At 68.2% G+C, this 24808-nt stretch carries 23 protein-coding genes and 1 tRNA gene; 12 read left to right on the top strand and 12 right to left on the bottom strand.

Translation table 11 applies throughout. From position 1 onward, the window contains the following. Positions 1-33 precede the first annotated feature (33 nt). The 6 genes from ACW172_RS17570 to ACW172_RS17595 form a co-directional block, all read right to left on the bottom strand. On the bottom strand, positions 34-441 hold the full coding sequence (locus ACW172_RS17570) for a DUF1801 domain-containing protein (protein WP_492032715.1): 408 nt from the start codon (positions 439-441) through the stop codon (positions 34-36). Positions 442-451: 10 nt separating this feature from the next. Continuing rightward, the gene (locus tag ACW172_RS17575) at positions 452-1543 is read right to left on the bottom strand and encodes a patatin-like phospholipase family protein (protein ID WP_492032716.1); all 1092 of its coding nucleotides are present in this window, start codon (positions 1541-1543) and stop codon (positions 452-454) included. Between the two features lie 17 nt (positions 1544-1560). Further along, a complete protein-coding gene (locus ACW172_RS17580; protein WP_492035011.1) occupies positions 1561-2379 on the bottom strand; it encodes a 3-hydroxybutyrate dehydrogenase in 819 nt (272 codons plus the stop codon). Positions 2380-2482: 103 nt separating this feature from the next. Continuing rightward, positions 2483-3256: a peroxide stress protein YaaA gene (gene yaaA, locus ACW172_RS17585; protein WP_492032717.1), complete on the bottom strand. Its 774-nt coding sequence runs from the start codon at positions 3254-3256 to the stop codon at positions 2483-2485. 78 nt (positions 3257-3334) lie between these two features. Further along, positions 3335-6670, bottom strand: a complete 3336-nt coding sequence (locus ACW172_RS17590) for a PAS domain-containing protein (RefSeq protein WP_492032718.1) — start codon at positions 6668-6670, stop codon at positions 3335-3337. 163 nt (positions 6671-6833) lie between these two features. Continuing rightward, a complete protein-coding gene (locus ACW172_RS17595; RefSeq protein WP_492032719.1) occupies positions 6834-8240 on the bottom strand; it encodes an FAD-binding oxidoreductase in 1407 nt (468 codons plus the stop codon). Between the two features lie 55 nt (positions 8241-8295). Between ACW172_RS17595 and ACW172_RS17600 the strand changes: the two genes are divergently transcribed. The 3 genes from ACW172_RS17600 to ACW172_RS17610 all read left to right on the top strand — a co-directional run bounded on the left by ACW172_RS17600 (position 8296) and on the right by ACW172_RS17610 (position 10262). After that, positions 8296-8715: an NUDIX hydrolase gene (locus tag ACW172_RS17600; RefSeq protein ID WP_492032720.1), complete on the top strand. Its 420-nt coding sequence runs from the start codon at positions 8296-8298 to the stop codon at positions 8713-8715. A gap of 106 nt (positions 8716-8821) precedes the next feature. Beyond that, positions 8822-9799, top strand: a complete 978-nt coding sequence (locus ACW172_RS17605) for an SPFH domain-containing protein (RefSeq protein ID WP_492032721.1) — start codon at positions 8822-8824, stop codon at positions 9797-9799. 4 nt (positions 9800-9803) lie between these two features. Continuing rightward, positions 9804-10262, top strand: a complete 459-nt coding sequence (locus tag ACW172_RS17610) for an NfeD family protein (RefSeq protein ID WP_492032722.1) — start codon at positions 9804-9806, stop codon at positions 10260-10262. On the opposite strand, the gene rnhA is transcribed toward ACW172_RS17610, so the two are convergent. Next, the gene (gene rnhA / locus ACW172_RS17615) at positions 10259-10726 is read right to left on the bottom strand and encodes a ribonuclease HI (protein ID WP_492032723.1); all 468 of its coding nucleotides are present in this window, start codon (positions 10724-10726) and stop codon (positions 10259-10261) included. The genes ACW172_RS17610 and rnhA overlap by 4 nt on opposite strands. 105 nt (positions 10727-10831) lie before the next feature. Here rnhA and ACW172_RS17620 point away from each other — a divergent pair, with 105 nt between their 5' ends. From ACW172_RS17620 to ACW172_RS17635, 4 genes are all read left to right on the top strand, one after another. Next, positions 10832-11050, top strand: coding sequence for a twin-arginine translocase TatA/TatE family subunit (locus ACW172_RS17620; protein ID WP_492032724.1), 219 nt, complete (start codon positions 10832-10834; stop codon positions 11048-11050). A 30-nt stretch (positions 11051-11080) separates the two neighbouring features. Continuing rightward, positions 11081-11665, top strand: a complete 585-nt coding sequence (tatB, locus tag ACW172_RS17625; protein WP_492032725.1) for a Sec-independent protein translocase protein TatB — start codon at positions 11081-11083, stop codon at positions 11663-11665. Then, a complete protein-coding gene (gene tatC, locus ACW172_RS17630) occupies positions 11662-12552 on the top strand; it encodes a twin-arginine translocase subunit TatC (protein WP_492032726.1) in 891 nt (296 codons plus the stop codon). Before tatB ends, tatC begins: the two co-directional genes overlap by 4 nt. Before the next feature lie 105 nt (positions 12553-12657). Continuing rightward, positions 12658-14157: a putative bifunctional diguanylate cyclase/phosphodiesterase gene (locus tag ACW172_RS17635; protein ID WP_492032727.1), complete on the top strand. Its 1500-nt coding sequence runs from the start codon at positions 12658-12660 to the stop codon at positions 14155-14157. A gap of 17 nt (positions 14158-14174) precedes the next feature. Here the strand turns inward: ACW172_RS17635 and ACW172_RS17640 are convergent, their stop codons facing one another. From ACW172_RS17640 to ACW172_RS17650, 3 genes are all read right to left on the bottom strand, one after another. Further along, positions 14175-15050: an FkbM family methyltransferase gene (locus tag ACW172_RS17640; RefSeq protein WP_492032728.1), complete on the bottom strand. Its 876-nt coding sequence runs from the start codon at positions 15048-15050 to the stop codon at positions 14175-14177. A 96-nt stretch (positions 15051-15146) separates the two neighbouring features. Next, on the bottom strand, positions 15147-16556 hold the full coding sequence (gene glnA, locus ACW172_RS17645) for a type I glutamate--ammonia ligase (protein ID WP_492032729.1): 1410 nt from the start codon (positions 16554-16556) through the stop codon (positions 15147-15149). Between the two features lie 73 nt (positions 16557-16629). Then, on the bottom strand, positions 16630-16968 hold the full coding sequence (locus ACW172_RS17650; protein WP_207931906.1) for a P-II family nitrogen regulator: 339 nt from the start codon (positions 16966-16968) through the stop codon (positions 16630-16632). Positions 16969-17082: 114 nt separating this feature from the next. Here ACW172_RS17650 and ACW172_RS17655 point away from each other — a divergent pair, with 114 nt between their 5' ends. The 3 genes from ACW172_RS17655 (at position 17083) to ACW172_RS17665 (ending at position 18497) form a co-directional block, all read left to right on the top strand. Further along, positions 17083-17913 (top strand): NAD(P)H-hydrate dehydratase, encoded by an 831-nt coding sequence (locus tag ACW172_RS17655; protein WP_492032730.1) that lies wholly within the window; start codon positions 17083-17085, stop codon positions 17911-17913. A 124-nt stretch (positions 17914-18037) separates the two neighbouring features. After that, complete coding sequence (locus tag ACW172_RS17660) at positions 18038-18364, top strand: hypothetical protein (protein ID WP_492032731.1); 327 nt, start codon at positions 18038-18040, stop codon at positions 18362-18364. A 48-nt stretch (positions 18365-18412) separates the two neighbouring features. Next, positions 18413-18497, top strand: a tRNA-Leu gene (locus ACW172_RS17665). A gap of 196 nt (positions 18498-18693) precedes the next feature. Here ACW172_RS17665 and ACW172_RS17670 read toward each other — a convergent pair. Continuing rightward, positions 18694-20262, bottom strand: a complete 1569-nt coding sequence (locus ACW172_RS17670) for an amino acid permease (RefSeq protein WP_492032732.1) — start codon at positions 20260-20262, stop codon at positions 18694-18696. A gap of 189 nt (positions 20263-20451) precedes the next feature. Here ACW172_RS17670 and hrpB point away from each other — a divergent pair, with 189 nt between their 5' ends. Further along, positions 20452-22884, top strand: a complete 2433-nt coding sequence (hrpB, locus tag ACW172_RS17675; RefSeq protein ID WP_492032733.1) for an ATP-dependent helicase HrpB — start codon at positions 20452-20454, stop codon at positions 22882-22884. Positions 22885-22894: 10 nt separating this feature from the next. Here hrpB and ACW172_RS17680 read toward each other — a convergent pair whose 3' ends face one another. Next, a complete protein-coding gene (locus ACW172_RS17680) occupies positions 22895-23632 on the bottom strand; it encodes a hypothetical protein (RefSeq protein ID WP_492032734.1) in 738 nt (245 codons plus the stop codon). Positions 23633-23760: 128 nt separating this feature from the next. Between ACW172_RS17680 and ACW172_RS17685 the strand changes: the two genes are divergently transcribed. After that, complete coding sequence (locus tag ACW172_RS17685) at positions 23761-24765, top strand: bile acid:sodium symporter family protein (RefSeq protein ID WP_492032735.1); 1005 nt, start codon at positions 23761-23763, stop codon at positions 24763-24765. Positions 24766-24808: the final 43 nt, after the last annotated feature.

The following is a 24808-nucleotide window of genomic DNA, read 5'->3' on the forward strand; positions in this document are numbered from 1 at the left end:
GCGGTGTGGGCCGCGTTGGCCGCAACCGTCAACTCACATCCTGAGGCCCGGCAGCTCGGCGGCCTGTTTGATCCAGTCTTTGAACTGCGCCTCGTCGAAGCCGTCTTCGCGGATGTCCAGGTAGCGGACCTCGGCCTGTTTGGAGGTCCCCGGCGGCATCGGCTCCAGCGACGCGCCGCGGAAGAAAGCGACCTTCACGTACTTCGCATAGCCGTGGAGGCTGACGAACCACTCGCCTGGGACTGTCCCGTAGAAGGGCGAGTTCCACTTCACCGCCTTGGCCACGCCGGGCACGACCTCGACGATCAGGGCGTCCAGACGCCGGGCGAGGGGCTGCTTCCAGCCGGGCGTGGCGTCGATCCAGGCCTGGACGGGCTCATCGCCGTAGCCCTTGGGGATCTGGGGATTGCCGCCGGAGAGGAGTTTGGGTTGGTCGGACATGGCGTCCAGCTCACGCGAACCGGGCCTGAAGGTCAACGCTGGAGCGGACGCCGACCTGGTCGAAACAGGTCGAGAGCCATTCCTCCGCCGCCAGACGGCCCTTGGCCTTGAGGCCGTTGAGGTAGGTCCATTCGGTGTTGAACTTGGAGCCCAGCGACTGGTCGCCCAGCCAGCCGTCGGCCTCGATGGCGTGCATCAGGATGTGGCGGTAGCGGCCGCGCGCATCCTCCTTCAGCCGGCCTTCCTCGATCAGCTCCTGAACGAAGGCCACGGCGCGCAGTTCGGCGGCCAGAGGGGCGTTGAAGACCACTTCGTTCAGCCGGTCCATGATCTCCCCGGCGGCGCGCGGCGCCTCCTCCCGCTCGAACGGATTGAGGGTCATCAGAAGGACGTCGTCGGGCGTGTCGGCGTAGAACAGCGGCCACAGCGGCGGATTGGCCAGATAGCCGCCGTCCCAATAGGGCTCGCCCTCGATCTCCACCGCCTGGAACAGATGCGGCAGGCAGGCCGAGGCCATCAGCACCTGATCGGTGATCTCGGCCGTGGTGAAGACGCGGGACTTGGCATGGCGGACGGCGGTGGCGGCGACGAACAGCTTGATGTCCGAGGCCCGGACCGCCTCGAAGTCGATCGTGGCGTCCAGCACCCGCTTCAGCGGGTTCAGGTTGAAGGGATTGAACTGATAGGGGCTCATGGAGCCGGCCAGGGTCTCCATCGACCGCCAGGCCGGGGTCTCGGTCAGCCAGTTGGGCGTCATGGCCGAGGACCAGATGGAGCTGTCGCCGAAGACGTTGCGGCCGCCCGACTGGTTGGTCTCGCGCCACAGCTTGTCGAGGCTTTTGCGAGCCTCCGGCGCGCCGCCCCTGGCCAGACCGGAGACCAGGGCGGCGCCGTTCATCGCACCGGCCGAGGCTGCGGTCACCGCGCGGATGTCGAGCCGGTCATCCTCCAGCAGCCGATCCAGAATGCCCCACTGGAAGGCGCCGTGGGCCCCGCCGCCCTGAAGGGCGAGGGCGATGGGCTTCTTGCCGTTCGCTTCAACGGGCCCGGTAACGGCCGCAGCCTTGGCGGGGGTCGGAGCCTTGCGTTTGAACAGCGCCATCGGCCCTCGGAGTTCGGTTATCGGGCGGTCCAGCCGCCGTCGATGGAGAAGCTTGCGCCCGTGGCCGAGGCCCCGAGGTCGGAGACCAGATAGAGGAAGATGCCGGTCAGCTCGTCGGTCGTGACGAACCGCTTGGTCGGCTGGGCCTCGAGGATGATGTCCCTGAGCGCCACTTCCTTCGAGACATTGTTCAGCCGGGCCTGATCGGCGATCTGGGCCTGGACCAGCGGGGTCTCGACGAAGCCGGGGCAGATGGCGTTGCAGGTGATCCCGTCCTGGGCCAGCTCCAGCGCCACCGTCTTGGTGAAGCCGACGACGCCGTGCTTGGCGGCGACATAGGCCGACTTGAACGGGCTGGCGACCAGGCCGTGGGCCGAGGCGATATTGACGATCCGGCCGCGGCCCTGCGCCTTCATGATCGGGATCGCGGCCCGGGTGGCGTAGAAGGTCGAGGACAGGTTGATGGCGATGATCTTCTCCCACTGGTCGGCGGGGAATTTCTCGACGGACTCGACGTGCTGGATGCCGGCGTTGTTGACCAGGATGTCGACGCGGCCCAGCTCGTGCTTGCCGTAGGCCACCATGTCGGCGACCTCCTCGCCGCGCAGCATGTTGGCGGCGTGGTAGCGGACCTTGACGCCGCAGCTCGCCTCCAGCTCGGCGCGGGTGCGTTCGATCTCGGCCGGATCGCCCAGACCGTTCAGGACCACGTCACCGCCGCGCGCGGCCACGGCGCGAGCCAGGGCCAGACCGATGCCGGAGGTCGAGCCGGAGATGACCGCCACCTGACCCTTCAGGTCATTGGGGTCACGATAGACGGGACGCTGGTTATCCATCGCGGCGGGCTTGGTCCGGTTGAACATGGCGACGTTTCCGAAGGCTCAGTTTCTGCTTTGACGACAGCCTAGCCGCTCGCGGCGGCGATGGCGACAGGCCGGACTATGAATTTCCCGTTCGGGTGAATATCCAGTCCGTTTCGGTCGAGAGCGACTTGTCGAACCGATATCCGTCCCGGTCGAACGCCTTGAGGTCCTCGGGGTTCTCGATGCGCTCGTCGATGGCGAAGCGGGCCATGGTCCCGCGCGCCTTCTTGGCGAAGAAGGAGATGATGCGGCTTTCGCCGTCCTTGTTCTCGCGGAAGTTCGGGGTGACGACGGGGATCTTGAGCGCCTTGGCGTCGACGGCGCCGAAGTATTCCTGGCTGGCCAGGTTGATGAGAACCGCCGTCGCTTGCCCCTCGGCGTCGAGGTTCAGCTGTTTCGAGATCCGGTCATCCCAGAAGTCGTAGAGGCTGTTGCCGCGCCGGGTCTTCAGCCGCACGCCCATTTCCAGACGATAGGGCTGGATCCGGTCCAGCGGCCGCAGCAGGCCGTAGAGGCCCGACAGGATGCGCAGGTGGCCTTGCGCCCAGTCCAGCGCCTTCGGATCGAGGCTGCGGGCGTCCAGACCCTGATAGACGTCGCCGGCGAAGGCCATCACGGCCTGGATGCCCGCCTCGGTGTCGGCGGGATCGAAGGCCTTGAACCGCTGCTGGTTCAGCCTGGCCAGATCCTCGGAAATGCCCATCAGCTTGCGCAGATCGGCCTTGGTCTGGCGCTTGGCCGTGCGTGACAGGCTTGCGATGTCGTCCACGAAGCGCGGCGCGGTGGCCGGCAGGGCAGGGTCGGTCTCGGTGAAATCCAGCCGCTTGGCCGGGGACAGCACGATCAGCACGATAAGGCGTCTCCAGTCTTCAGAGCCGCGAGATAGGCCGCTTCGACGACAAATTGAACCGCGCGGGACAATCTGTCCTCAGCGTTCGATCATCTCGCGGACCTTGTCGCCGAGGGCGGCCATGACGAAGGGCTTGGTCATGACCTCCATGCCGGGGTCCAGATGGCCGTTGCCGACGGCGGCGTTCTCCGCATAGCCGGTGACGAACAGGATCTTCAGCTCGGGCCGGACCTCGCGGGCGGCGTCGGCGACCTGACGGCCGTTCATGCCGCCGGGCAGGCCGACGTCGGTGATCAGCAGATCGATGCGCGCCTCGCTGCGTAGAATCTCCAGTCCGGACGGCCCGTCGGGCGCCTCCAGCACATGATAGCCGGCGTCGCCGAGCACTTCTGCGACCAGCATTCGCACGGTTTCCTCGTCGTCGATGACCATGACGGTCTCGCCGTGACCGCCGTGGATCACCGGCGCGATGCCCTCCTCGTCCGCGATCTCCATCTCGCCGGTGTAGCGCGGCAGATACAGGCACATGGTCGTGCCCTTGCCGACCTCGGAATAGATGCGCACCTGGCCGCCCGACTGGCGCACGAAGCCGTGGATCATCGACAGCCCGAGGCCGGTGCCCTGTCCGAGCGGCTTGGTGGTGAAGAAGGGATCGAAGACCTGGGCCTGGATCTCGGGCGTCATCCCCGTGCCCGTGTCCGTGACGCAGAGGGAGACGTACTGGCCGGGCAGAAGGTCGCGATGGCGGGCGGCGCGGTCGTCCAGCCATTTGTTGGCCGTCTCGATGGTCAACCGGCCGCCGCCCGGGGCCATGGCGTCGCGGCCGTTGATGCACAGGTTGAGGAGGGCGTTCTCCAGCTGTGGCGCGTCGATGCGCGTGGTCCACAGACCGCCGGCGCCGACCACCTCGACCTCGACGTCCGGACCGACGGTGCGGCGGATCAGGTCTTCCATCCCGCCGATCAGGCGATTGACGTCGGTCGGCTTGGGATCGAGCGTCTGGCGGCGGGAGAAGGCCAGCAGGCGCTGGGTCAGGGAGGCGGCGCGCTGGGCGGACCCCTGGGCGGCGTCGATATAGCGCTCCATCCCGTTCAGCCGGCCTTCGCCAAGGCGCTTGCCGAGCAGTTCCAGGCTGCCGGAAATCCCGGCCAGCAGGTTGTTGAAGTCGTGGGCGATGCCGCCGGTCAGCTGGCCGACCGCCTCCATCTTCTGCGACTGGCGCAGGGCTTCGTGGGCGCGGCTGAGCTCCTCGGTGCGCTCGACGACGCGCTCCTCCAGGTTGGCGTTGAGGGACTGAAGCTCGCGCTCGGCGATCTTCTTGGCGGTGACGTCCTGGAACAGGACCGCGACCTGACGGCGCTCGGGCGGCTCGATGCGGAAGGCGGACAGTTCCAGCCAGCGGCCGGTCGCGACCAGTTCCTGCTCGAAGCGGATCGGCTGGCCGGTGTGCAGGACCGCGCCGTAGCGGTCGACCCAGGCCTGGGCCTCGTCCCCGACCATTTCGCGCAGTTTCTGGCCGACGACGTTCTCGATCCCGGCGTTGGCGGCGTAGGCGGGGTTGGCCTCGATGTGGATATAGTCGCTGTCCGGGCCGTGCGGACCGTCGAAGAACTCGATGACGCAGAAGCCCTCGTCCATGGTGTCGAACAGGGTGCGGTAGCGGCTTTCGCTCTCGCGTCGCTCGGCCTCTGCGCGGACGCGTTCGACGTGGGCCCAGGAGCGGGTGACCACCTCGCGGATGGTGGTCAGCTCCTCCTCCGTCCAGACGTGAGGCGTGCTGTGATGCACCGCCATCAAGGCGATCAACCGGCCTTCCTTGAGAAGGGGCATGCAGACGGTGGCGGAGATGCCGATGCCCTGGAAGGTGGCGGCCTCCTCGGGAGGCAGTTCCTTGAGGTTGTCGTTGACGATCAGGGGGCGCCCGGCGCCCAGCTCCTGCAGCGCCAGCCTGCCGAAATCGGCGAGATCATAGTGGCCCACGATGCTGGTCGCGCCGGGCGCGGCCCAGTCGCCGCGGATGGTGAAGCCGTTCTGGTCCTCGTCCATGTCGGCATAGGCGACGACGGAAGCGCCCATGTGCTGGCCCGTCAGCCGAGTGATGATGGCCAGGATGTCCGCGGCGTCCACTTCGCCCTGGGCGGCCATGGACAGGGAGTCGAGGAAGCGCAGATGGGCCTCGGTGCGCCGCAGCGCCTCTTCCTGGGCGCGGGCCTCGGTCACATCCTGGGCGGTGCCGGTCATGGTGACGGGGATGTCCCCCACGAAATGCACCTGGCTGGTGATCCGGACGACGTGGTCGGACCTGTCGGGCCAGACCACGTGCAGGTCATAGTGCAAACGCCCGTCCCCTCGCGGATCCAGGGCCTGCTGGACCGCGGCGGCATAGGAGGCGGCGTCGTCGGGGTGGATGCTGCGCTCCAGCGCGCCCGTCAGCGTCAGGTCGCTGTCGGGGGCGAGACCGAACATGGCCATCATCCGGGGGTCGGCTTCTGAACGGTCCTCCTGGGGGTGCCAGACGAAGGCGCCGAGGTCGGCGGCGTCCAGCGCCAGTTGAAGACGCCGTCCGCTTTCGTGCAGCGCCTCGTCCGTTGCGCGGCGGTCGGTGATGTCGAAGGAGACGCCGGGCAGGCGGGTGGGCTTGCCGTTCTCGCCGGAGATCACGCGGCCCTCGGCGGCGACCCAGCGGATGGAGCCGTCGGGCTGGACCAGCCGGTATTCGGAGCGGAATGGCGAGCCGGTGTCGAGCGTCTCCTGGACCACCTGGCCGACGCGGACGGCGTCGTCGGGGTGGATGGCGGTGAAGAAGTCCGCGATGGGCGCGCCGCGTCCGGCCTGATCCGGATCGACGCCGTAGAGTTCGGCGAAGCGGGCGTCGGCGACGACGCGGTCGGCGGCGATGTCCCAGTCCCAGGTGCCGACGCCGCGTCCGGCGGACAGGGCCAGATCCAGCCGTTCATTGATTTCGGACTTGGCGCGGTCGGCGAGGACCCGGTCGGTCGTCTCGGTGACGAAGACCATGACGCCCGCAGGGCTGCCGCTCTCGTCCGGCACGGGGCCGTAGTCGAGGTCCAGCCAGGCCGGCTCGGGCACGCCGCGCCGGTCCAGAACCAGCTCCTGATCCCGCAGCGACCAGCTCTCGCCCGCGAGGCCACGGCGGATGTTGCCGTCGTTGAAGTCGGCGATCTCGGGCCAGCCCTCGCGGGCGCCCATGCCCAGCAGCTCCGGGTGCCGCCCGCCGGCGAAACGGGCATAGCCGTCGTTGTAGATCAGCACGCCTTCGGGGCCCCACAGCAGGACCATCGGATTGGGCGCGGCGGCCAGCATGCCGACGACGGTCTTCAGACTCTGCGGCCAGCCGTCGATCGGACCGAGCGGCGTCGAAGCCCAGTCGAAGGCGCGGATGCGCGCCGCCATCTCGCCGGATCCCCTCGGGAAACCGTCGTCGGCTACGGCTTGGGCGGCATGTTCGGACAGCGACGTATTCCCCAACGCTTCAGGATTCGGGAATCCCGATTTCGGTCAACGCGGAATGCCCGAAAAGGCTTCACCATGAAACATCAGAAGTTTCCGACGGATGTCAGAACAGCACGGCGGGGTTCATGATCCGCTTCGGGTCGAGAGCGCGGCGGATGGCGGCCATGGTCTCGACCTCCAGCGGCGACTTGTACTTGCGGACCTCGTCGGTCTTGAGGCGGCCCAGGCCGTGCTCGGCCGAGATGGAGCCGTCGTAGCGGGCGACGACGTCGTGGACGACCTGCGAGCCTTCCTTCCAGCGGGCGATGAAGGCGGGGATATCCTCGCCGACGGCCGGCAGGATGTCGTAGTGCAGATTGCCGTCGCCGACGTGGCCGAAGACCGAGACGCGGGCGCCGGGATGGAAGCGCTCCACCGCCGCGGTGGCCTCGTCGATGTATTCGGCGATGCGGCTGATCGGCACGGAGACGTCGTGCTTCCAGCCGCCGCCCTCGGGCTTGAGCGCCGCTGAATGCTCTTCGCGCAGACGCCAGAAGGCGGCGCGCTGACTGTCGTTCTGGGCGATGGCGGCGTCGGTGATCAGGCCTTGCTCGAAGGCGACCTCCAGCAGGGCGTCCAGCTGGGCCTCGGCGCCGCCGGGCGTGCCGGAGGCGATCTCGATCAGCACCGACCACTCCGGAATCGGGTCCAGCGGCCAGCGGGTGTCGGGGATGTTCTTGATGACAAGCTCCGCGCCCAGACGCTTCATCAGTTCGAAGGCCTCGACCCCGCCGCCGGTCTCGGCGCGGGCGCGGGCAAGAAGCTCGACCGAGGCCGCCGCCGTCTCCAGCGCGACCATGGCGACCGCGCGCGAGCGCATGACCGGATACAGCTTCAGCGTCGCCGCCGTGACCACGCCGAGCGTGCCCTCGGCGCCGATCAGCAGTTGCTTCAGATCATAGCCGGTGTTGTCCTTCCGCAGCCGCTTCAGGCCGTTGAAGATTTCGCCATTGGGCATGACGGCCTCGATGCCGAGGACCTGATCGCGCATCATGCCGTAGCGCAGGACCTGGGTGCCGCCGGCGTTGGTCGAGATGACCCCGCCGATGGTCGCCGTGCCCTCGGCCGCGAGGCTGAGCGGGAAGAAGCGGTCGGCCGCCGTGGCGTGCTGCTGGGCCTCCAGCAGGGTGATCCCGGCCTCCAGCGTCATGGCGTCGTCCAGCGGGGTCACGTCGCGCACGGCGCGCAGCCGGCGGGTGGACAGCAGGACCTCGCCATAGGGGATCTGGCCGCCGACCAGACCGGTATTGCCGCCCTGGGGGATGATGGACACGCCGTGGGCGGCGCAGATGGCTACAGCCTTCGCCACCTCCGCGGTCGAGCCCGGCGTCAGCAGGATCGGGGTCTCGCCGGTCCAGCGTCCGCGCCATTCGGTCAGGTGCGGGGCGAGGGTGAACGGGTCCTGGCTCCAGCCCGCCGGGCCGAGCGCGGCCTTGAGTTCGTCCAGTGCGGCGGGAGGGGGCGCGGTCATGGGCGTCTTCTGTCAAAAACGTGCACGCGACGGAAGCTGAAAGCTATGCTGGGGCATGGATTTTGCGCCGCCCCCTCCGATTCCCGCCGTCGGCGTCGTCTGCATCCGGGGCCAGGACGTCCTGCTGATCCGCCGGGGCAAGCCGCCGCGGGCAGGGGAGTGGTCGCTGCCCGGCGGACGGATCGAGCCGGGCGAGCGCGCCGTCGACGCCGCCGTGCGCGAACTGCGCGAAGAGACGGGCGTGGAGGCGGAGCTCCTCGGCCTGATCGACGTCGTGGACGGCATCTTCCCCGAGGCCGGAATGCACTATGTCCTGATCGACTACGCCGCCCGCTGGCTGTCCGGAGAGCCGGTCGCGGGTGACGATGCGGCCGAGGCGCGGTTCGTGCCGCTCGGGGAAGTTGACGCCCTGATCGACTGGAGCGAGACGCGAAGGATCATTCGCGAAGCCCTCGAGCTTGCAAGCCCCGCGTGAGGACCTTGCCGCCCTGAGGTTGTCGAAAACCGGTCGAACGCCGTCCGGTTTCCGTGGCGGGCGATATGGCGAAGGTCTAGGATGAGGCCATAAGGGAGACTGTTTCATGAGTTACGTCGCCATCGCCCTCGTGGTGATCTTCGCCTTCGTCCTTCTGTTCAGCGTCATCAAGATCGTGCCGCAGGGGCGCGAGTTCACGGTCGAACGCTTCGGCCGCTACACCAAGACCCTCAAGCCCGGCATCAGCATCCTGACCCCGTTCGTGGAACGGGTCGGCCGCCGTATGAACATGATGGAGCAGGTCCTCGACGTGCCCCAGCAGGAGGTCATCACCAAGGACAACGCCATGGTGAAGGTCGACGCCATCGTCTTCATCCAGGTGATGGAGGCGTCTTCGGCCGCCTACCGGGTCGAAAACCTGCCCTACGCCATCACCCAGCTGTGCATGACCAATCTGCGGACCGTGGTCGGCGCCATGGAGCTGGACGAGGTGCTGTTCCAGCGCGACTCGATCAACAGCCGCCTGCTGACCACCATCGATGCGGCGACCGAGCCGTGGGGCGTCAAGGTCAACCGGATCGAGATCAAGGACCTGACCCCGCCCGCGGACATCACCAACGCCATGGCGCGCCAGATGAAGGCCGAACGCGAGAAGCGGGCCGTGATCACCGAGGCGGACGGCGAGAAGCAGGCCGCCATCGCTCGCGCCGAGGGCGCCAAACAGTCGGCCATCCTCCAGGCCGAGGGCCGCAAGGAAGCCGCCTTCCGCGATTCCGAGGCCCGCGAGCGCGCCGCAGAGGCCGAGGCGAAAGCCACTGCAATGGTATCGGAGGCCATCGCCCGCGGCGACGTCAACGCCATCAACTACTTCGTCGCCCAGAAGTATGTTGAGGCCTTCGCCGAACTGGCCCGCAACCCGACGCAGAAGACGGTCATCGTCCCCGCCGAGATGAGCGGCCTGGTCGGCACCATCGCCGGCATCGGCCAACTGGTCGGCCTGGCGCAGGACCAGCAGTCGCGGCCGACGCCGCCCACCCCGCCGGCTCCCGCCCGTCGTGGCGGCGCCGTGCCGCCGAGCGCGTGACGCCATGAGCACTCTGTTCGATCTTTACGCCGCCCAGCCCTTCTGGCTGTGGCTGGCGGTCGGGGTGGTCCTTCTGGGGATCGAGGCGGCCGTCTCGACCGAATGGCTGCTGTGGCCGGCGGTATCGGCGGGTGTGGTGGCCGTGGTCTGCGCCCTGGGCCTGAAGCTCGGCTTCCCGGCGGAAGCGGCCCTGTTCGCCGTCCTGACCCTGGTCTCGACCTTCGCCTCGCGCCGTCTGGTCGCGCGGCTCAATCCCGACGAACACCCCGACATCAACGACCGCGACGAGCGTCTGATCGGTCAGCGGGCGCGGGTCGTCGCGGCCTTTGTCGGCGGCCACGGCCGGGTCTTCGTCTCGGGCGCCGAATGGCCCGCCGAGATCGAGGGCGAGCCCCCCATGGTCGGCGACAGCGTGGTGGTCGAAAGGACGACCGGTTCGGGCCTGAAGGTGCGGGCGGCCTAGGGGCGCACTCGCGCGGCCGCCTTCATCTCGGCGATACCGCGGTTGGCCAGCTCGTCGGCGCGCTCGTTGAGCGGGTGGCCGGCGTGGCCCTTGACCCAGTGCCATTTGACCTTGTGCTTCGTGCGGGCGGCGTCGAGTCGCTTCCACAGGTCGTCGTTCTTGACCGGCTTCCTGTCCGCCGTCAGCCAGCCGCGCGACTTCCAGCCCGGGATCCATTTGGTGATGCCGTCGAGCACATATTTGCTGTCGGTGTGCAGATCGACCTCGCAGGGCCGCGTCAGGGCCTCCAGCGCCATGATGGCGCCCATCAGCTCCATGCGGTTGTTGGTCGTCAGCGGTTCGCCGCCCGACATCTCCTTGGTCTTGCCCGCCGCCTGGAGAATGGCCCCCCAGCCGCCGGGGCCCGGATTGCCCTTGCAGGCGCCGTCGGTGTGGATGATCACGTGATTTGAGGGGGCGTTCATCGCGGTGTGACTACAGCGTCGATTGCCGCACCGCCAAGCAATAGCCTATATGGCGCCAGAAGATTTGTTACGGGGCCGAATCCGGACCCTTTAGGAGACGCCGCCGTGGGCAGCATCAGCATCTGGCATTGGGCGATCGTCGCCCTGATCGTCGTCGTTCTGTTCGGCGGACGCGGCAAGCTGTCCAACATCATGGGCGACGCGGCCAAGGGCATCAAAGCCTTCCGCGAAGGCCTGAAAGACGACGACAAGAAGGACGGTCCCTCGGACGGCGTGTCCAGCCTGCCGCGCACCGACGCCGAAAAAGAAGAGCTGAAGCGCTAGTCGCCGCCAGAACTGAAAGAGCCTTAAAGCATGGGCGGTCTGGGTCCCGGTATCGGGGGCAGCGAGTGGTTCATCATCGGCCTGGTGGCGCTTGTGGTCGTAGGACCCGAGCGTCTGCCCGGGCTGCTGCGCCAATTGGGCAAGGTCGTCGCCAAGGCGCGCGGCATGGCCAATGAGTTCCGCGCCAGCTTCGACGAGATGGCGCGCCAGTCCGAACTGGATGAGCTCCGCAAGGAGGTCGAGGCTCTGCGCACCGGCCAGAACAATCCCGTCCGTGCGGTCGAGTCGACCTTCCAGGGCGTGAAGGACGAGTTCGACAAGCCCCTGTTCGCCGAGACGCCGGTCGTGCCGGAGACAGTCGCCGAGCCGGTCACGGCGCCCGCCGCCTCCGAATGGCCCGACGGCGAGCCGGTGGTGATGCCGGTGGCGACCCCGCCTCTGGCCGAGCCGGTCGCCGCCAAACCGGCCCCGAAACGCAAGGCCACCGCCAAATCCGCGCCCGCCAAGGCCGCCGCGGCCAAGGCTCCGGCGACGAAGGCGAAGGCCTCCACCGCCAAGGCCCCGGCTGCGAAGGCCGCGCCCCGCGCCCCGCGTAACAGCAAGCTCGACCTATGACCTACGAACGGGACGAGACCGAGATCGAGGCGTCGCGCGCGCCCCTGATGGACCATCTGATCGAGCTGCGCGGGCGGTTGATCGTCTGCGTGGTCGCCTTCGTGCTGGGCTTCCTGGTCTGCTTCTATTTCGCCGGGCCGCTGTATGTGTTCCTGGTCAAGCCGTTCGCGGCGGCCGCCGCCCTGCATGCCGAGGCCGCGGCGAAGGCGGGCGGCCATCATGTGTCGCCGTTCGACCTGATCCTGGTGACCATGGGTCTGGAGCCCATGCCCCACGTCACCGCCGCCTCGACCCAGCTGATCTACACCGCGCCGCTGGAGATCCTCTTCACCAAGATGAAGCTGGCGGGCTTCGGCGCCATCGTCCTGGCCTTCCCGGTGATCGCCTGGCAGCTGTACCGCTTCGTCGCCCCGGGCCTCTATCGCAACGAGCGCGGCGCCTTCCTGCCGTTCCTGATCGCGGCGCCCCTGCTGTTCGTTCTGGGCGCGGCCCTGGTCTACTTCGTCATGCTGCCGTTCGTGATGTGGTTCTCGCTGAGCCAGCAGATCACCTCGGACACCGTCTCGGTCGCCCTCTTGCCCAAGGTGTCGGAGTATCTGAACCTGGTGACCTCGCTGCTGCTGGCCTTCGGCCTGTGCTTCCAGCTGCCGGTCGTGACGACCCTTCTGGGGATGACGGGGCTGCTGAGCTCGAAGCTGATGGTCGCCAGCCGCCGCTACGCCATCGTCGGGGTGGTCGTGGTCGCCGCCGTGGTCACGCCGCCCGATCCCATCAGCCAGCTGATGCTCGCCGTGCCCCTGGTCCTCCTCTACGAGATCTCGATCTGGTGCGTGCGCATCATCGAGTTCCGCCGGCCGAAGGACGATTCGGACATCGTGACGGCCTAATTCTCGCGCCGCCGCCGGAATTTCCCAGGGCGGGCAGAGACTTGCGGTCTTTACGGCTTGCCAAGGTTTGGCGGGCAACCTGACGATGTTCTGTCAGGATCCGCCGTGAGCCCTGTTCCCGCCCGCCAGCCGCTGGATATCCTCAGCACGGCCGCCGCCCTGTCGGTGATGGCCCTGATGGTCGTTCTGCTGATCGTGGCGACGGGCGATCCGGCGGACCGCAACCTCGTCACCACCATCGCCATCGGCCTGGGCGCCGCCGGCCTGATCCTGTTCCGCCAGCTGCGCAAGAACGAGGGCGGCCTCAGGATGAGCGAGGCCCGGGCCCACTATTCGGCGACCCACGACCCGGTCACGGGCCTGCCGACCAAATCCCTGCTGCTGGACCGGATGGCCGATCTGCCGGACGACGCCCGCGTCGGCGTCTTCTGCATCGGTCTGGATCAGTTCGAGGAGCTGTACGACTTCCTCGGCCATGACGTGGGCGATCGGGTGATCGCCGAGCTGTCGAAGCGGCTGGCCACCGTCTGTCCCGAGACCGACACCGTGGCGCGCATCGCCGACGGCGTCTTCGCCATCCACTGGCGTGACCTGACCCCGGCCAAGGCCGAGGGTGTCGCCGGCCAGCTGATCCGCCTGCTGGCCGCCCCCTGCGAGGCGGCGTCGAAGGACACCGTCATCGCCGCCTCCATCGGCGTGGCCTTCTGGGGCGCCGCGGACGGTCGGCCGGAGGAGGGCCTGCGTCGCGCCCGTCTGGCCATGGCCGCGGCCCGCAAACAGGGCGGCAACGGCTGGCGCGCCTTCGATCCGGCCATGGACAGCGAACTGCGTGAGAGGAAGGCGCTGGAGGCCGACCTGAGAGCGGCCCTGTCCGGCGCGCCCGGCGCCGGCAGCCTGACCCTGTCCTACCAGCCCCAGATCAATTCCCGGGGCGTGATCACCGGGGTCGAGGCCCTGATGCGCTGGGCTCACCCGGTGCGCGGCGTCATCTCGCCCTCGGTCTTCGTGCCCCTGGCCGAGAACTGCGGCCTGTCCGAGGTGGTCGATCGCTTCGCCCTGAAGCAGGCCTTCATCGACAGCCGGCGCTGGCCGACCATCCGCACCGCCATCAACATCTCCGCCACCCAGGTCCAGGCCGGTGATCTGGTGGGCCTGCTGCAGGGGTTGCTGACCGAGACCGGCGCCTCGGCCCGGGCGTTGGAGATCGAGATCACCGAGAGCGTCCTGCTGTCCGACGACCCGGCGACCTATGAGACGCTGAAGGCCGTGCGCAAGATGGGCTTCACCCTGGCCATAGACGACTTCGGCACCGGCTATTCCAGCCTCGGCTATCTGAAGCGGTTCCCGATCGACAAGATCAAGATCGACCGGTCCTTCGTCACCCATCTGGGGATGCAGCCCGAGAGCGACGCCATCGTCCGCGCCATCGTCGAAATGGCCGAGGCTCTGGACCTGAAGGTGCTGGCCGAGGGGGTCGAGACCCGGGCCCAGGTCGACCGGCTGGCCATCGTCGGCTGCGGCGACATCCAGGGCTTCTACTTCAGCCGTCCGGTCGAGGCCGAGGCCATCGATCGCATGCTGGCCCGCGACGCCAAGGTGGCCTGAAGCCGCGCCGAGGCCGGTCAGGGCTCCAGGAACAGCATCCAGTCGTCGACCCGCCGCGTGTCGAGCAGGCGCGTCCGGTCCGCCGGGGTCGCCCGACTTTCCCGGCCGATGACGCTGATTCGGCCATAGACTGCCTCCAGCCGGTCCAGAAGTCCGGCCGGGTCGGCTGAGCGCAGGGCGTTGAACTCCAGAACCAGCATCGGCCGGTCGCGCTGGATGATCGCCCAGGCGCCGTCGAGGAAGGCCTCCTCATGGCCCTCGACGTCCACCTTCATGAAGTCCACGCGCGGCCAGTCGGCCAGCAGGGTTTCCAGCCGCGCGGTCTCGACGGCGACGGTTCCGGGCGCGGCCTCGCCGACCAGATGGCCGTTCTTGGGCTCATGGTCGGGCACGCTGAGGTGCAGGACAGCGCCGTCCTCGGCGCCCGCCGCCTTTTCGAACAGCTCGACGCGGGTCTGGAAGCCGTTGGCGTAGAGGGAGCGGCGCATCAGGCCGGCCAGCCGGGGATTGGGCTCGATCGCCGCGACCCGTCCTTCCGAACCCGTCAGATGGGCGAAAAGCAGGGTGTAGTAGCCGTGGTTGGCGCCCGCATCGACGATGCGCATCCCGGGCGTGATCCGCCGCGCCATGAAGGCCGTCAGCCAGCCCTCCCACAGCCCGTCCAGCATGACGTGAACGCCGAAGCCGACGTCGTCCGAGGCGACGTAAAGGCGATAACGGCTGAGCACCCGGCACAGGACCGTGCGATCCCCGACATAGACCGCGCTCGCCATCGCCCGGCTGCGGCGCAGCAGGGTCTCCGCATCCATTCGGCGCAGGGCCTTCAGGGGGATCGGGCGCGGGCCGACGAGAGAGGCGGGCAGGAGGCCCCGAAGCCAGTTCAACGGTTTCAAACGCGCCTCCGAAAACGAACCGGCCGGGAGCGACAGTGTCGTCCCGGCCGGAATGCATCTGACTGTCCGGCGAGGCCGAGGCCCCGCCGTGATCCATCAGCAGCTGTAGTACATGTCGAACTCGACCGGGTGCGGGTGCAGTTGCAGACGCGCGACCTCTTCCATCTTCAGCTCGATGTAGCTGTCGATGAAGTCGTCATCCATGACGCCGCCCTTCTTGAGGAAGGCGCGGTCCTTGTCGAGGCTGTCCAGGGCTTCCTTCAGCGAGCCGCAGACCTCGGGGATCGAGCCGCGCTCTTCGGGCGGCAGATCGTAGAGGTTCTTGTCGGCGGGGCCGCCCGGATCGATCTGGTTCTCGATCCCGTCCAGACCGGCCATCAGCAGGGCGGTGAAGGTCAGATAGGGGTTGCCCATGGGGTCGGGGAAGCGGGCTTCGATACGCTTGCCCTTCGGCGAGGAGACCCACGGAATACGGATCGAGGCCGAGCGGTTGCGCGACGAATAGGCCAGCTTGACCGGCGCTTCATAGCCCGGGACCAGACGCTTGTAGGAGTTGGTCGTCGAGTTGGAGAAGGCGTTGATGGCCTTGGCGTGCTTGATGATGCCGCCGATGTACCACAGGCATTCCTGCGACAGGCCGGCATACTTGTCGCCGGCGAACAGCGGCTTGCCGTCGCGCCAGATCGACTGGTGCACGTGCATGCCCGAGCCGTTGTCCTTGAACATCGGCTTGGCCATGAAGGTCGCCGACTTGCCGTAGGCCGCGGCGACGTTGTGGATGATGTACTTATACAGCTGCAGGCGGTCGGCCATGGTCAGCATGTCCGAGAATTTCAGGCCGAGCTCGTGCTGGGCCGGAGCCACCTCGTGGTGGTGCTTCTCGGGCTGCATGCCCATGTCGCGCATGACGCCCAGCATCTCGGCGCGCAGGTCCTGGCCGGAGTCGACCGGGTTGACGGGGAAATAGCCGCCCTTCGGCCCAGGGCGGTGGCCCATGTTGCCTTCGGTGTATTCGGCGCCCGTGTTGGCCGGCAGCTCGATCGAGTCATACGAGTAGCTGGTGTGGCCCGGCTCGGTCGTCCAGCGGACGTCGTCGAAGATGAAGAACTCGGCTTCCGGGCCGAAGTAAACCACGTCGCCCACGCCCGAGGACTGGATGTAGCTGAGGGCCTTCTTGGCCATCGAGCGGCTGTCGCGGTTGTAGGGCTCGCCGGTGTCCGGGTTCATGACGTCGCAGAACAGGAACAGGGTCGTGGCCTGGTAGAAGGGGTCGATATAGGCCGTGGTCAGGTCGGGCTTCAGCAGCATGTCCGACTCATTGATGGCCTTCCAGCCCGCGATCGACGAGCCGTCGAACATGGTGCCTTCGTTCAGGAACTCGTCGTCGACCAGGTCGATGTCGAAGGTGACGTGCTGAAGCTTGCCACGGGTGTCGGTGAAGCGGACATCGACGTATTTCACGTCCTTGTCCTTGATCTCCTTGAGGATCTTGTCGGCCGCGCTCATGTCTCGATGGTCCTGTTTCTTATGGGGAGGAAGCTGTGTCGTCGGGTCCCAGAAACCCTTCGACGGGATGGAATCAAACGGCCTGGGCGCCGGTTTCTCCGGTTCGGATGCGGATGACGTCGGTGACCTCGGTGACGAAGATCTTTCCGTCGCCGATCTTGCCCGTGCGGGCCGCCGTCTGGATGGCCTCGACCACGGCCGGGTAGAGGTCGTCGGCGACCACCACCTCGATCTTGATCTTGGGCAGGAAGTCGATGACGTACTCGGCCCCGCGATAGAGTTCGGAGTGACCCTTCTGGCGGCCATATCCCTTGGCCTCGAGCACAGTCATCCCCTGCACTCCGATGTCCTGGAGCGCCTCTTTCACATCGTCCAGCTTGAAAGGCTTGATGACGGCTTCGATCTTCTTCATCGCAATCCCGAGGCGGCTCTTGATTGGCCTTGCGCTCGGGGACCAAAGGGACATCGCATTGCACCATAAGGCAAGCCCCATTTGTATTTTCCGTGTCAGAGGACGGACCGATAGATGACGGAATCCAATACCCCGGCTCTCTGGCGCAATATTCTGCCGTGGCCCGGTCCGGATGCGCACAAACATCAAAGGGGTCGACTGGGCGTGGTGTCCGGTCCGGCCTTCAACACGGGCGCCGCGCGGCTGGCGGCGCGGGCGGGCTTACGGATCGGCGCCGGGCTGGTGCGCATCCTGTGCCCGCCGGGCGCGGCGCCGGTGATCGCGCCCACGGTGACGGCGATCATGATCGACGAGTTCCTGTCGCCCGAGGCCCTGGGGCGGCTGGCCGAGCCGCTGGACGCCGTGGTCATCGGCCCGGCGGCGGGGCTGGAGGAGGAGACGGGCTACAACCTCGCGGCGCTCGGCCGGACCGGGGCGGCCATGGTCGTGGACGCCGACGCCCTGACCCTGTTCAAGGACCGACCCAAGGCCCTCTTCGCCTGTCTGGACCGCGACGACGTCCTGACCCCGCATGAGGGGGAGTTCGACCGCGTCTTTCCGAATCTGCTCAAGCACGGCCGCGAGACCGCCGCCTGGGAGGCCGCCCGCGTCGCCGGGGCCGTGGTGGTGCTGAAGGGCAGGGAGACCATCATCGCCTCGCCCGACGGCCGGATGAGAATCAACCCAAACGGCACGCCCTGGCTGGCCACGGCCGGCAGCGGCGACGTCCTGGCCGGGATGATCGCCGGCCTGATCGCCCAGCGGATGGACAGCTTCGAGGCGGCCTGCGCGGCCGTCTGGATGCACGCTGACGCCGCCGAACGCTTCGGCCCTGGCCTGATCGCCGAGGACCTGCCGGAGCTGCTGCCGGTGGTGCTCAGGGACCTACGGCCGGACACGGTCTGACACGCTGCCTGAGGTCGAACGGCGGTCTTCGGCATCGTCCACAGGAACAGGAACAGAACGGCAACAACCGGCTTGAGCCGGATCGGTCGTTTGCCTAGCCTCGCGAGTCGAGGAGGCGCCCCCAATGCACGACGTCAGGCACGACATCAGGACCGAACGTTACAGCCGGCCCGGGTTGCGGGTTGCGACGCCCTCGACAACGACGGTTCACGTCACCGGCGCCCAGCTGGTCGTCGCCTGTGCGGGCGCGAGCTGCAGCCACGAGATCTTGGTCGATCCCCAGCCCCTGTTCGGCGCGCGCCGGTTCTGGCCCGTCAGCGGCCGCTCCGAACGCTTCCGCTGCCGCTGCGGCTCGCGCGAGACGCGCCTGACCTATACGGCGGGCCTGGTGGCTCCGGAGCTGGCGAACGACGACCCGCTGAACGAGGACGCCATCCGCCTGTGGGCGTGAGGCCGTAGACGCGAGCGCGGCCCGCCTGTAGAGCGGCGCTCCTACCGTGCGGATGTGGCGAAACTGGTAGACGCACCAGATTTAGGTTCTGGCATCGCAAGATGTGGAGGTTCGAGTCCTCTCATCCGCACCAAATTCATTCTTGAAGAGCGCTATCGTTCGCCGCGCGGCGGCTCACTCCTTGAGCGCCATTCTGGTGCGCTAACGCTCGCGACGCGGTCGCTCGCTGCTTGAGCGCGGTCGGCTGTTCCTCGAGCGTCCTGGTGTCACGATCGCCCAACAAAAAAGGCCCCGGATCGCTCCGGGGCCTTTCTGTCGTTCCAGCCTGATCAGGTCGTGGCGGGCGGCGGCGGGATGTCGGCGTCGTCCTCGTGGACTTCCATCCGACCCTTGGCCATGTGGCTCTTGCGGTAGCCATACAGGAAGTAGAGCACCAGACCGACGCCGCCCCAGATCGGCAGCACCATCTTGGCGTCGTGCGGCAGGTTCCAGAACAGGAAGGCGCAGCCGGCGGCCGAGATCGGCGCGATGATCCACACCAGGGGCATCTTGAACGGACGGACGCGGTTCGGGTCCGTCTTGCGCAGGACCATGACCGCGATCGACACCATGAAGAAGGCGAACAGCGTCCCGGAGTTGGAGATGTCGGCCAGCTTGCCGACCGGGAACAGGGCGGCGGCGATGGCCACGGCGATCCCGGTGAACAGGGTCACGATGTAAGGCGTCTTGAACGTCTTGTGCATCTTGGTCAGGCCTTCCGGCAGCAGACCGTCGCGCGCCATCACGAAGAAGATGCGGGTCTGACCGTAGATCATCATCAGGATGACCGAAGGCAGGGCGAGCATGGCGGCCAGGCCGAGGGCGTTACCGACCTGCGGGTGACCGATCACGCGCAGGACGTGGGCCAGGGCCTCGTTCGAGCAGACCAGTTGCTGGGCGTTGGCGGGCAGGGCGCAGGCGGCGACGAAGGCGGGCGAACCGGGCTCGACGGCCGAACCGTCAAGGCCGAGCACCGGCTGGGCGCCGATCGCGCCGGCGGCGCCGAGGGCGACCAGCAGATAGAAGACCGTACAGAAGGCCAGCGAACCGATCAGGCCGATCGGAACGTTCTTCTGCGGGTTCTTGGTTTCCTCGGCGGCGGTCGAAACCGCGTCGAAGCCGACGTAGGCGAAGAAGATCGAGGCCGCGGCGCCGACGACGCCCATGCCCGAATAGGCGCCGAACATGCCGTTGGGCGTGAAGGGCGACAGGTTGGCGGTGTCGATGACCGGCAGGGTCAGGGCGATGAAGACCGTCAGTGCGATGACCTTGATCGCCACCAGGATGGCGTTGACGCGGGCCGATTCCGTGGTGCCGAGGATCAGCAGGCCGGTCACGGCCAGGGCCACGATGATGGCCGGAACGTTGACGATGCCCGCCGAGAAGTCAGGCACCGGGATGAAGCCCTTCATGGCCCAGGTCGGCCCGGCGGATAGAAGATCAGGGAAGTCGAAATGTAGCCCGTTCTCGATCAGCCCCAATACGTATCCGGACCAGCCGACCGACACGGCCGAGGCCGCCACGGCGTATTCGAGGATCAGGGCCCAGCCGACGCACCAGGCCAGCAGTTCGCCCATGACGGCGTAGGTATAGGTGTAGGCGGAGCCCGAAACCGGGGCCATGGCCGCCAGTTCGGAGTAGCAGAGCGCGGCGACCGCGCAGACCGCGCCGGCGATCACGAAGCTGAGCATCATGCCTGGACCGGCCTTTTGCGAGGCGGCCGCGGTCAGAACGAAAATGCCGGTGCCGATGATGGCCCCGATCCCCAGAAGGGTCAGTTGGATTGGACCTAGCGACCGATGAAGAGACTTCTTCTCGGCCGTGGCTAGAATCGCGTCTAGCGATTTAACGCGCCACATGGATTACCCCTCGACTTGTTGCCCCCGGCTCCTGCCGGTTTGGGCGGGACGCTAGCCACGGAAATCCCGGTACGCAACGTGGTATCAGTCTGGTGAACCCGCGACGACGCTTTCGTGACCGGCTGCGTTGCCGGTAAAGCGCGACTTTTCCTGTTTGGCCCGGCCCGCTTTGCGCTAGTGGACCGCTCGATGCTTCCCATCCACGCCGTTCTCGATGACCTGAAGACCGCGCTGTCCGCGTCGGGCGCCGTCGTGCTGGCCGCGCCTCCGGGGGCGGGCAAGACGACGGTCGTGCCGCTGGCCCTGCTGGACCAGGACTGGCTGGGCGACGGCAAGGTGCTGGTGCTGGAGCCGCGCCGGCTGGCCGCCCGCGCCGCCGCCGAGCGGATGGCCGCGACCCTGAACGAGACCGCCGGCGAGACCGTCGGCTATCGCACCCGGCTGCAGAGCCGGATCGGGCCGAAGACGCGGATCGAGGTGATCACCGAGGGCGTCTTCACCCGCATGATCCTCGACGATCCCGGTCTCGACGGCGTCGGCGCCGTCCTGTTCGACGAATTCCACGAACGCAGCCTCGACGCCGACCTCGGGCTGGCCCTGACGCGCGAGAGCCAGTCCCTGCTGCGGCCCGACCTGAAGCTGCTGGTCATGTCGGCGACGCTGGATATCGCCGGGGTGTCTGGTCTCCTGAACGGCGCTCCCGTGGTCGAGGCGCAGGGGCGGATGTTCCCGGTCGAGACCCGCTATCTCGGCCGCAACGCCGCCGAACGGTTCGAGGAGGCGGTGGCCCGCGCCTGCCGTCAGGCCCTGACTGAGGAAACCGGCTCCATCCTCGCCTTCCTGCCGGGGCAGGGCGAGATCCACCGCACGCTGCAGAAGCTGAAGGAGCAGGTGCGCGATCCGGCGGTCGATGTGGTCGCCCTGTACGGCGCGCTGGACAAGGCCGAACAGGACCGGGCGCTGGACCCGTCGCCTCCCGGACGCCGAAAGATTGTGCTGGCCACCTCGGTCGCCGAGACCAGCCTGACCATCGAGGGCGTCCGGGTGGTCATCGACGGCGGCCTGTCGCGTGTCCCGCGCTTCGAGCCGTCCAGCGGCCTGACCCGGCTGGTCACCGTCCGCGTCAGCCGCTCCTCGGCCGAGCAGCGCCGGGGCCGGGCGGGGCGGGTCGAGCCCGGCGTCTGCTACCGCCTGTGGGACGAGGAACAGACGCGCGGTCTGGTCCAGCACCAGAGGCCGGAGATCCTCGAGGCCGACCTGACCGCCTTCGCGCTCGATCTCGCCCGCTGGGGCGCGCGCTCGGCCGAGGGGCTGGCTCTGCTGGACCCGCCGCCCGTCGGCGCCTTCGCCGAGGCGAGGAACGTCCTGACCCGGCTGGGGGCGCTGGACGCGACCGGCGCCCTGACCGACCACGGCCAGAGACTGATCGGCATCCCCCTGACGCCCCGCCTCGGCCATCTGGCCGCCGTCGCCGCCGATGCGGGCGAGGCGATGCTGGGCGCGCGGCTGGCGGCGGTGCTGTCGGAGCCCGGCCTCGGCGGCAATGATGTCGATATCCGCGAGCGGCTGCGCGGGCTGGAGCGCGACCGCTCGCCCCGCGCCCGCGACGCGATGAAACTGGCCGAACGCTGGAGCCGGGCGGCGTCTCAAGGCGCGAAGCGGGCAGGGGATGCAGACGTCGGGACCCTGCTGGCCGCCGCCTTTCCCGAACGGATCGCCAAGGCCCGGGGCAAGCCGGGCGAGGTGCTGCTGGCCTCAGGACGCGGCGCCTTCCTCGATCCGACCGATCCCCTGACGAGGGAGACATGGCTGGCGGTGGCGGAAGTCGGCGGCGGAGACGCCCGGGACCGCATCCGACTGGCCGCGCCTGTCGATCCGGCGGCGCTGGAGGATCAGGTCACGGTCGAGGACCGGCTGACGCGCGAGCCCTCGGGCCGGATGGTCATGCGCCGCATCCGGCGGCTGGGCGCCATCGTCGTCGACGAGAAGATCACCGGCGCCCCCGACCGCGCGGCCATCACCGCCGCCCTGAAAGCCGAGGTCGAACGCGACGGCCTGCGCGACCTGAAATGGGGCGAACGCGCCTCGGATCTGCGCGCGCGGCTGCGCTGGCTCGGCGGGCTGGAAGAGGGTTGGCCCGACACGAGCGAGGCCGGGCTGCTGGCCGAGCGCGAGACCTGGCTTTGGCCCCTTCTGGACGGCGTCCAGTCGCTGGAGGCGATCTCCGACGGGGCGCTGGAGCAGGGCATACGCACGCTCATTCCGTGGGATCGGCAGAGGGCGCTTGACGATCTGGCGCCCGCGCGTCTGGTCACGCCCCTCGGCTCGGCTGCCATCGACTATGCGGCGGAAGGCGGGCCCCGCGTCGATATCCGGGTGCAGGAGCTGTTCGGCCTCAAGACCCACCCGACCGTCGGCGGAAACGCCCGCGTCGCCCTGACCCTGGCCCTGCTGTCGCCCGCGCGCCGCCCGGTCCAGATGACCAAAGACCTGCCCGGCTTCTGGTCCGGCAGCTGGGCCGCCGTGCGCGCCGAGATGCGCGGCCGCTACCCCCGCCACCCCTGGCCCGAAGACCCCGCCAACGCCGAGGCCACCAGCCGCGCCAAGCCAAGGGGGACGTGAGGGGGCGGACTCAACGCCGGACCCGGGCGCTGGTGATGACCACCTCGACGATACGCCCCTCGGCCGCGACGGGATCGCTGACCTTCACACGATACCCGTTTGCATGACGGGCGGTCTCGCGCCCGACCGTTGGCGCAGCGGGAGTTTCGTGATCCGACTGGCAGTCCGCGAGCTTGCTGTCCCGGATGATGCAGCTCACCTCGACCCGCACCTGCGCGTGTCCGGAGATATCGCCGTGAATTTCCAGCCGTGGCCCCTCCAGCAGCAGGTCGCCGACATCAACCAGCGCGTCGCGCGGATCTTCCAGCGGCTGGCCACAGGCGGTCAGGACCTGATCAAGGCCCGCCGGATTGGTAGGCAGCTCGACCTGCATCCGGCTGGGACGGGCTTCTCCGGCCGCCGAGGTGAAGGTGACCGGGCCGCCCGCGCGCAGGAATCGGACGGCCCGGACGTCGGTTGACGTCAGGATCGGGCTGCCCGAATGGGTGCTCCACCACGTCAGGCGGCTCGCACCGTCGCCGCGCGTCACGTCGAAACGGCGGATAGCGGTGTCCGCCGCCGGCATCCCGCCCAGCGCCACGGTCAGCTGCCCAGCCTGGCATTGAACGGCGAAGCTGACCCCTCCGCCGAACTGGGCTCCCGCCGCGACCAGATTCCGCGCCGGATCGGCCGCGACGTCCCAGCCGTCATCAGCCTGCGCGGCGGTAAGCCCAAACGCCGCCGTCGCGACCAGACCCAACTCAAGCATTCCACACCCCCAAAGAACGCCGCCACCCTAGGGAGAGGCGCCCTGTGCGCGCAAGCCGTCACCGTTCGTGACGCCATCCCGTCCCGCAGGCGGTTGTGCATCGCGGCGCGGAGGCTCAAAGCCTTGGCATGTCCAGTCTGCGCCGCCTGATCGACCCCTATCTGCTGATGCTGATCGCGACCGTGGCCATCGCGGCCGTCCTGCCGGCGCGGGGGCAGGGGGCGGTCGTGGCGGAATGGGTGACCACGGCGGCCGTGGCCCTTCTGTTCTTCCTGTACGGCGCGCGTCTGTCGCCGGCGGCGATCTGGGCGGGGCTGTCGCACTGGCGGCTGCAATCAACAGTGTTCGTCTCGACCTTCGTGTTGTTTCCCCTGATCGGCCTGGGCGTCAACGCCGTCTTCGGTCGCTGGCTGGCGCCCGAGATCGCCATGGGCATGCTGTATCTGACCCTGCTGCCGTCCACGGTCCAGTCGTCGATCGCCTTCACCTCCATCGCCCGGGGCAATGTCCCGGCGGCCCTGTGCAGCGCCTCGGTGTCCAATCTGCTGGGCGTGCTGATCACGCCGATCCTCGTGGCCACGCTGATGCCGGGCTCGGGCGGCGGGATTTCCCTGAAGGCGGTGGAGGACATCGCCCTTCAGATCCTTCTGCCCTTCGCCCTGGGTCAGGCGGCGCGACCGCTGATCGGCGGCCTTTTGACCCGTCACGCCAAGCTGGCGGGCTATGTGGATCGCGGCTCGATCCTGCTGGTCGTCTACGGCGCGTTCAGCGCGGGGATGGTGGCGGGCGTCTGGGCGCAACTGGACCTGACCGATCTGGCGCTGGTGATCGGCCTGAACATCCTCGTCCTCGGCCTTGTGATGGTGGCGACGACCGTCGCGAGCCGGAGGTTGGGCTTCCCGAAGGAAGACGAGATCGCCATCGTCTTCTGCGGCTCCAAGAAGAGCATGGCCTCGGGCATCCCCATGGCCGCCATCCTGTTCCCGGGCCATGCCGTCAGCCTGATCGTTCTGCCGCTGATGCTGTTCCATCAGATCCAGCTGTTCGTCTGCGCGGTCCTGGCCCGCCGCTATGCCGAGCGGCCCGAAGCGGAACCCGTGCCGGACGCGGCAACGGCAGAGCTTCGCGCTTGACCTGACCGGCGCCCCCGCGCATCCCATGGTCGAAAGAAGACTT

The organism is Brevundimonas sp. ALps5, from assembly GCF_058681645.1.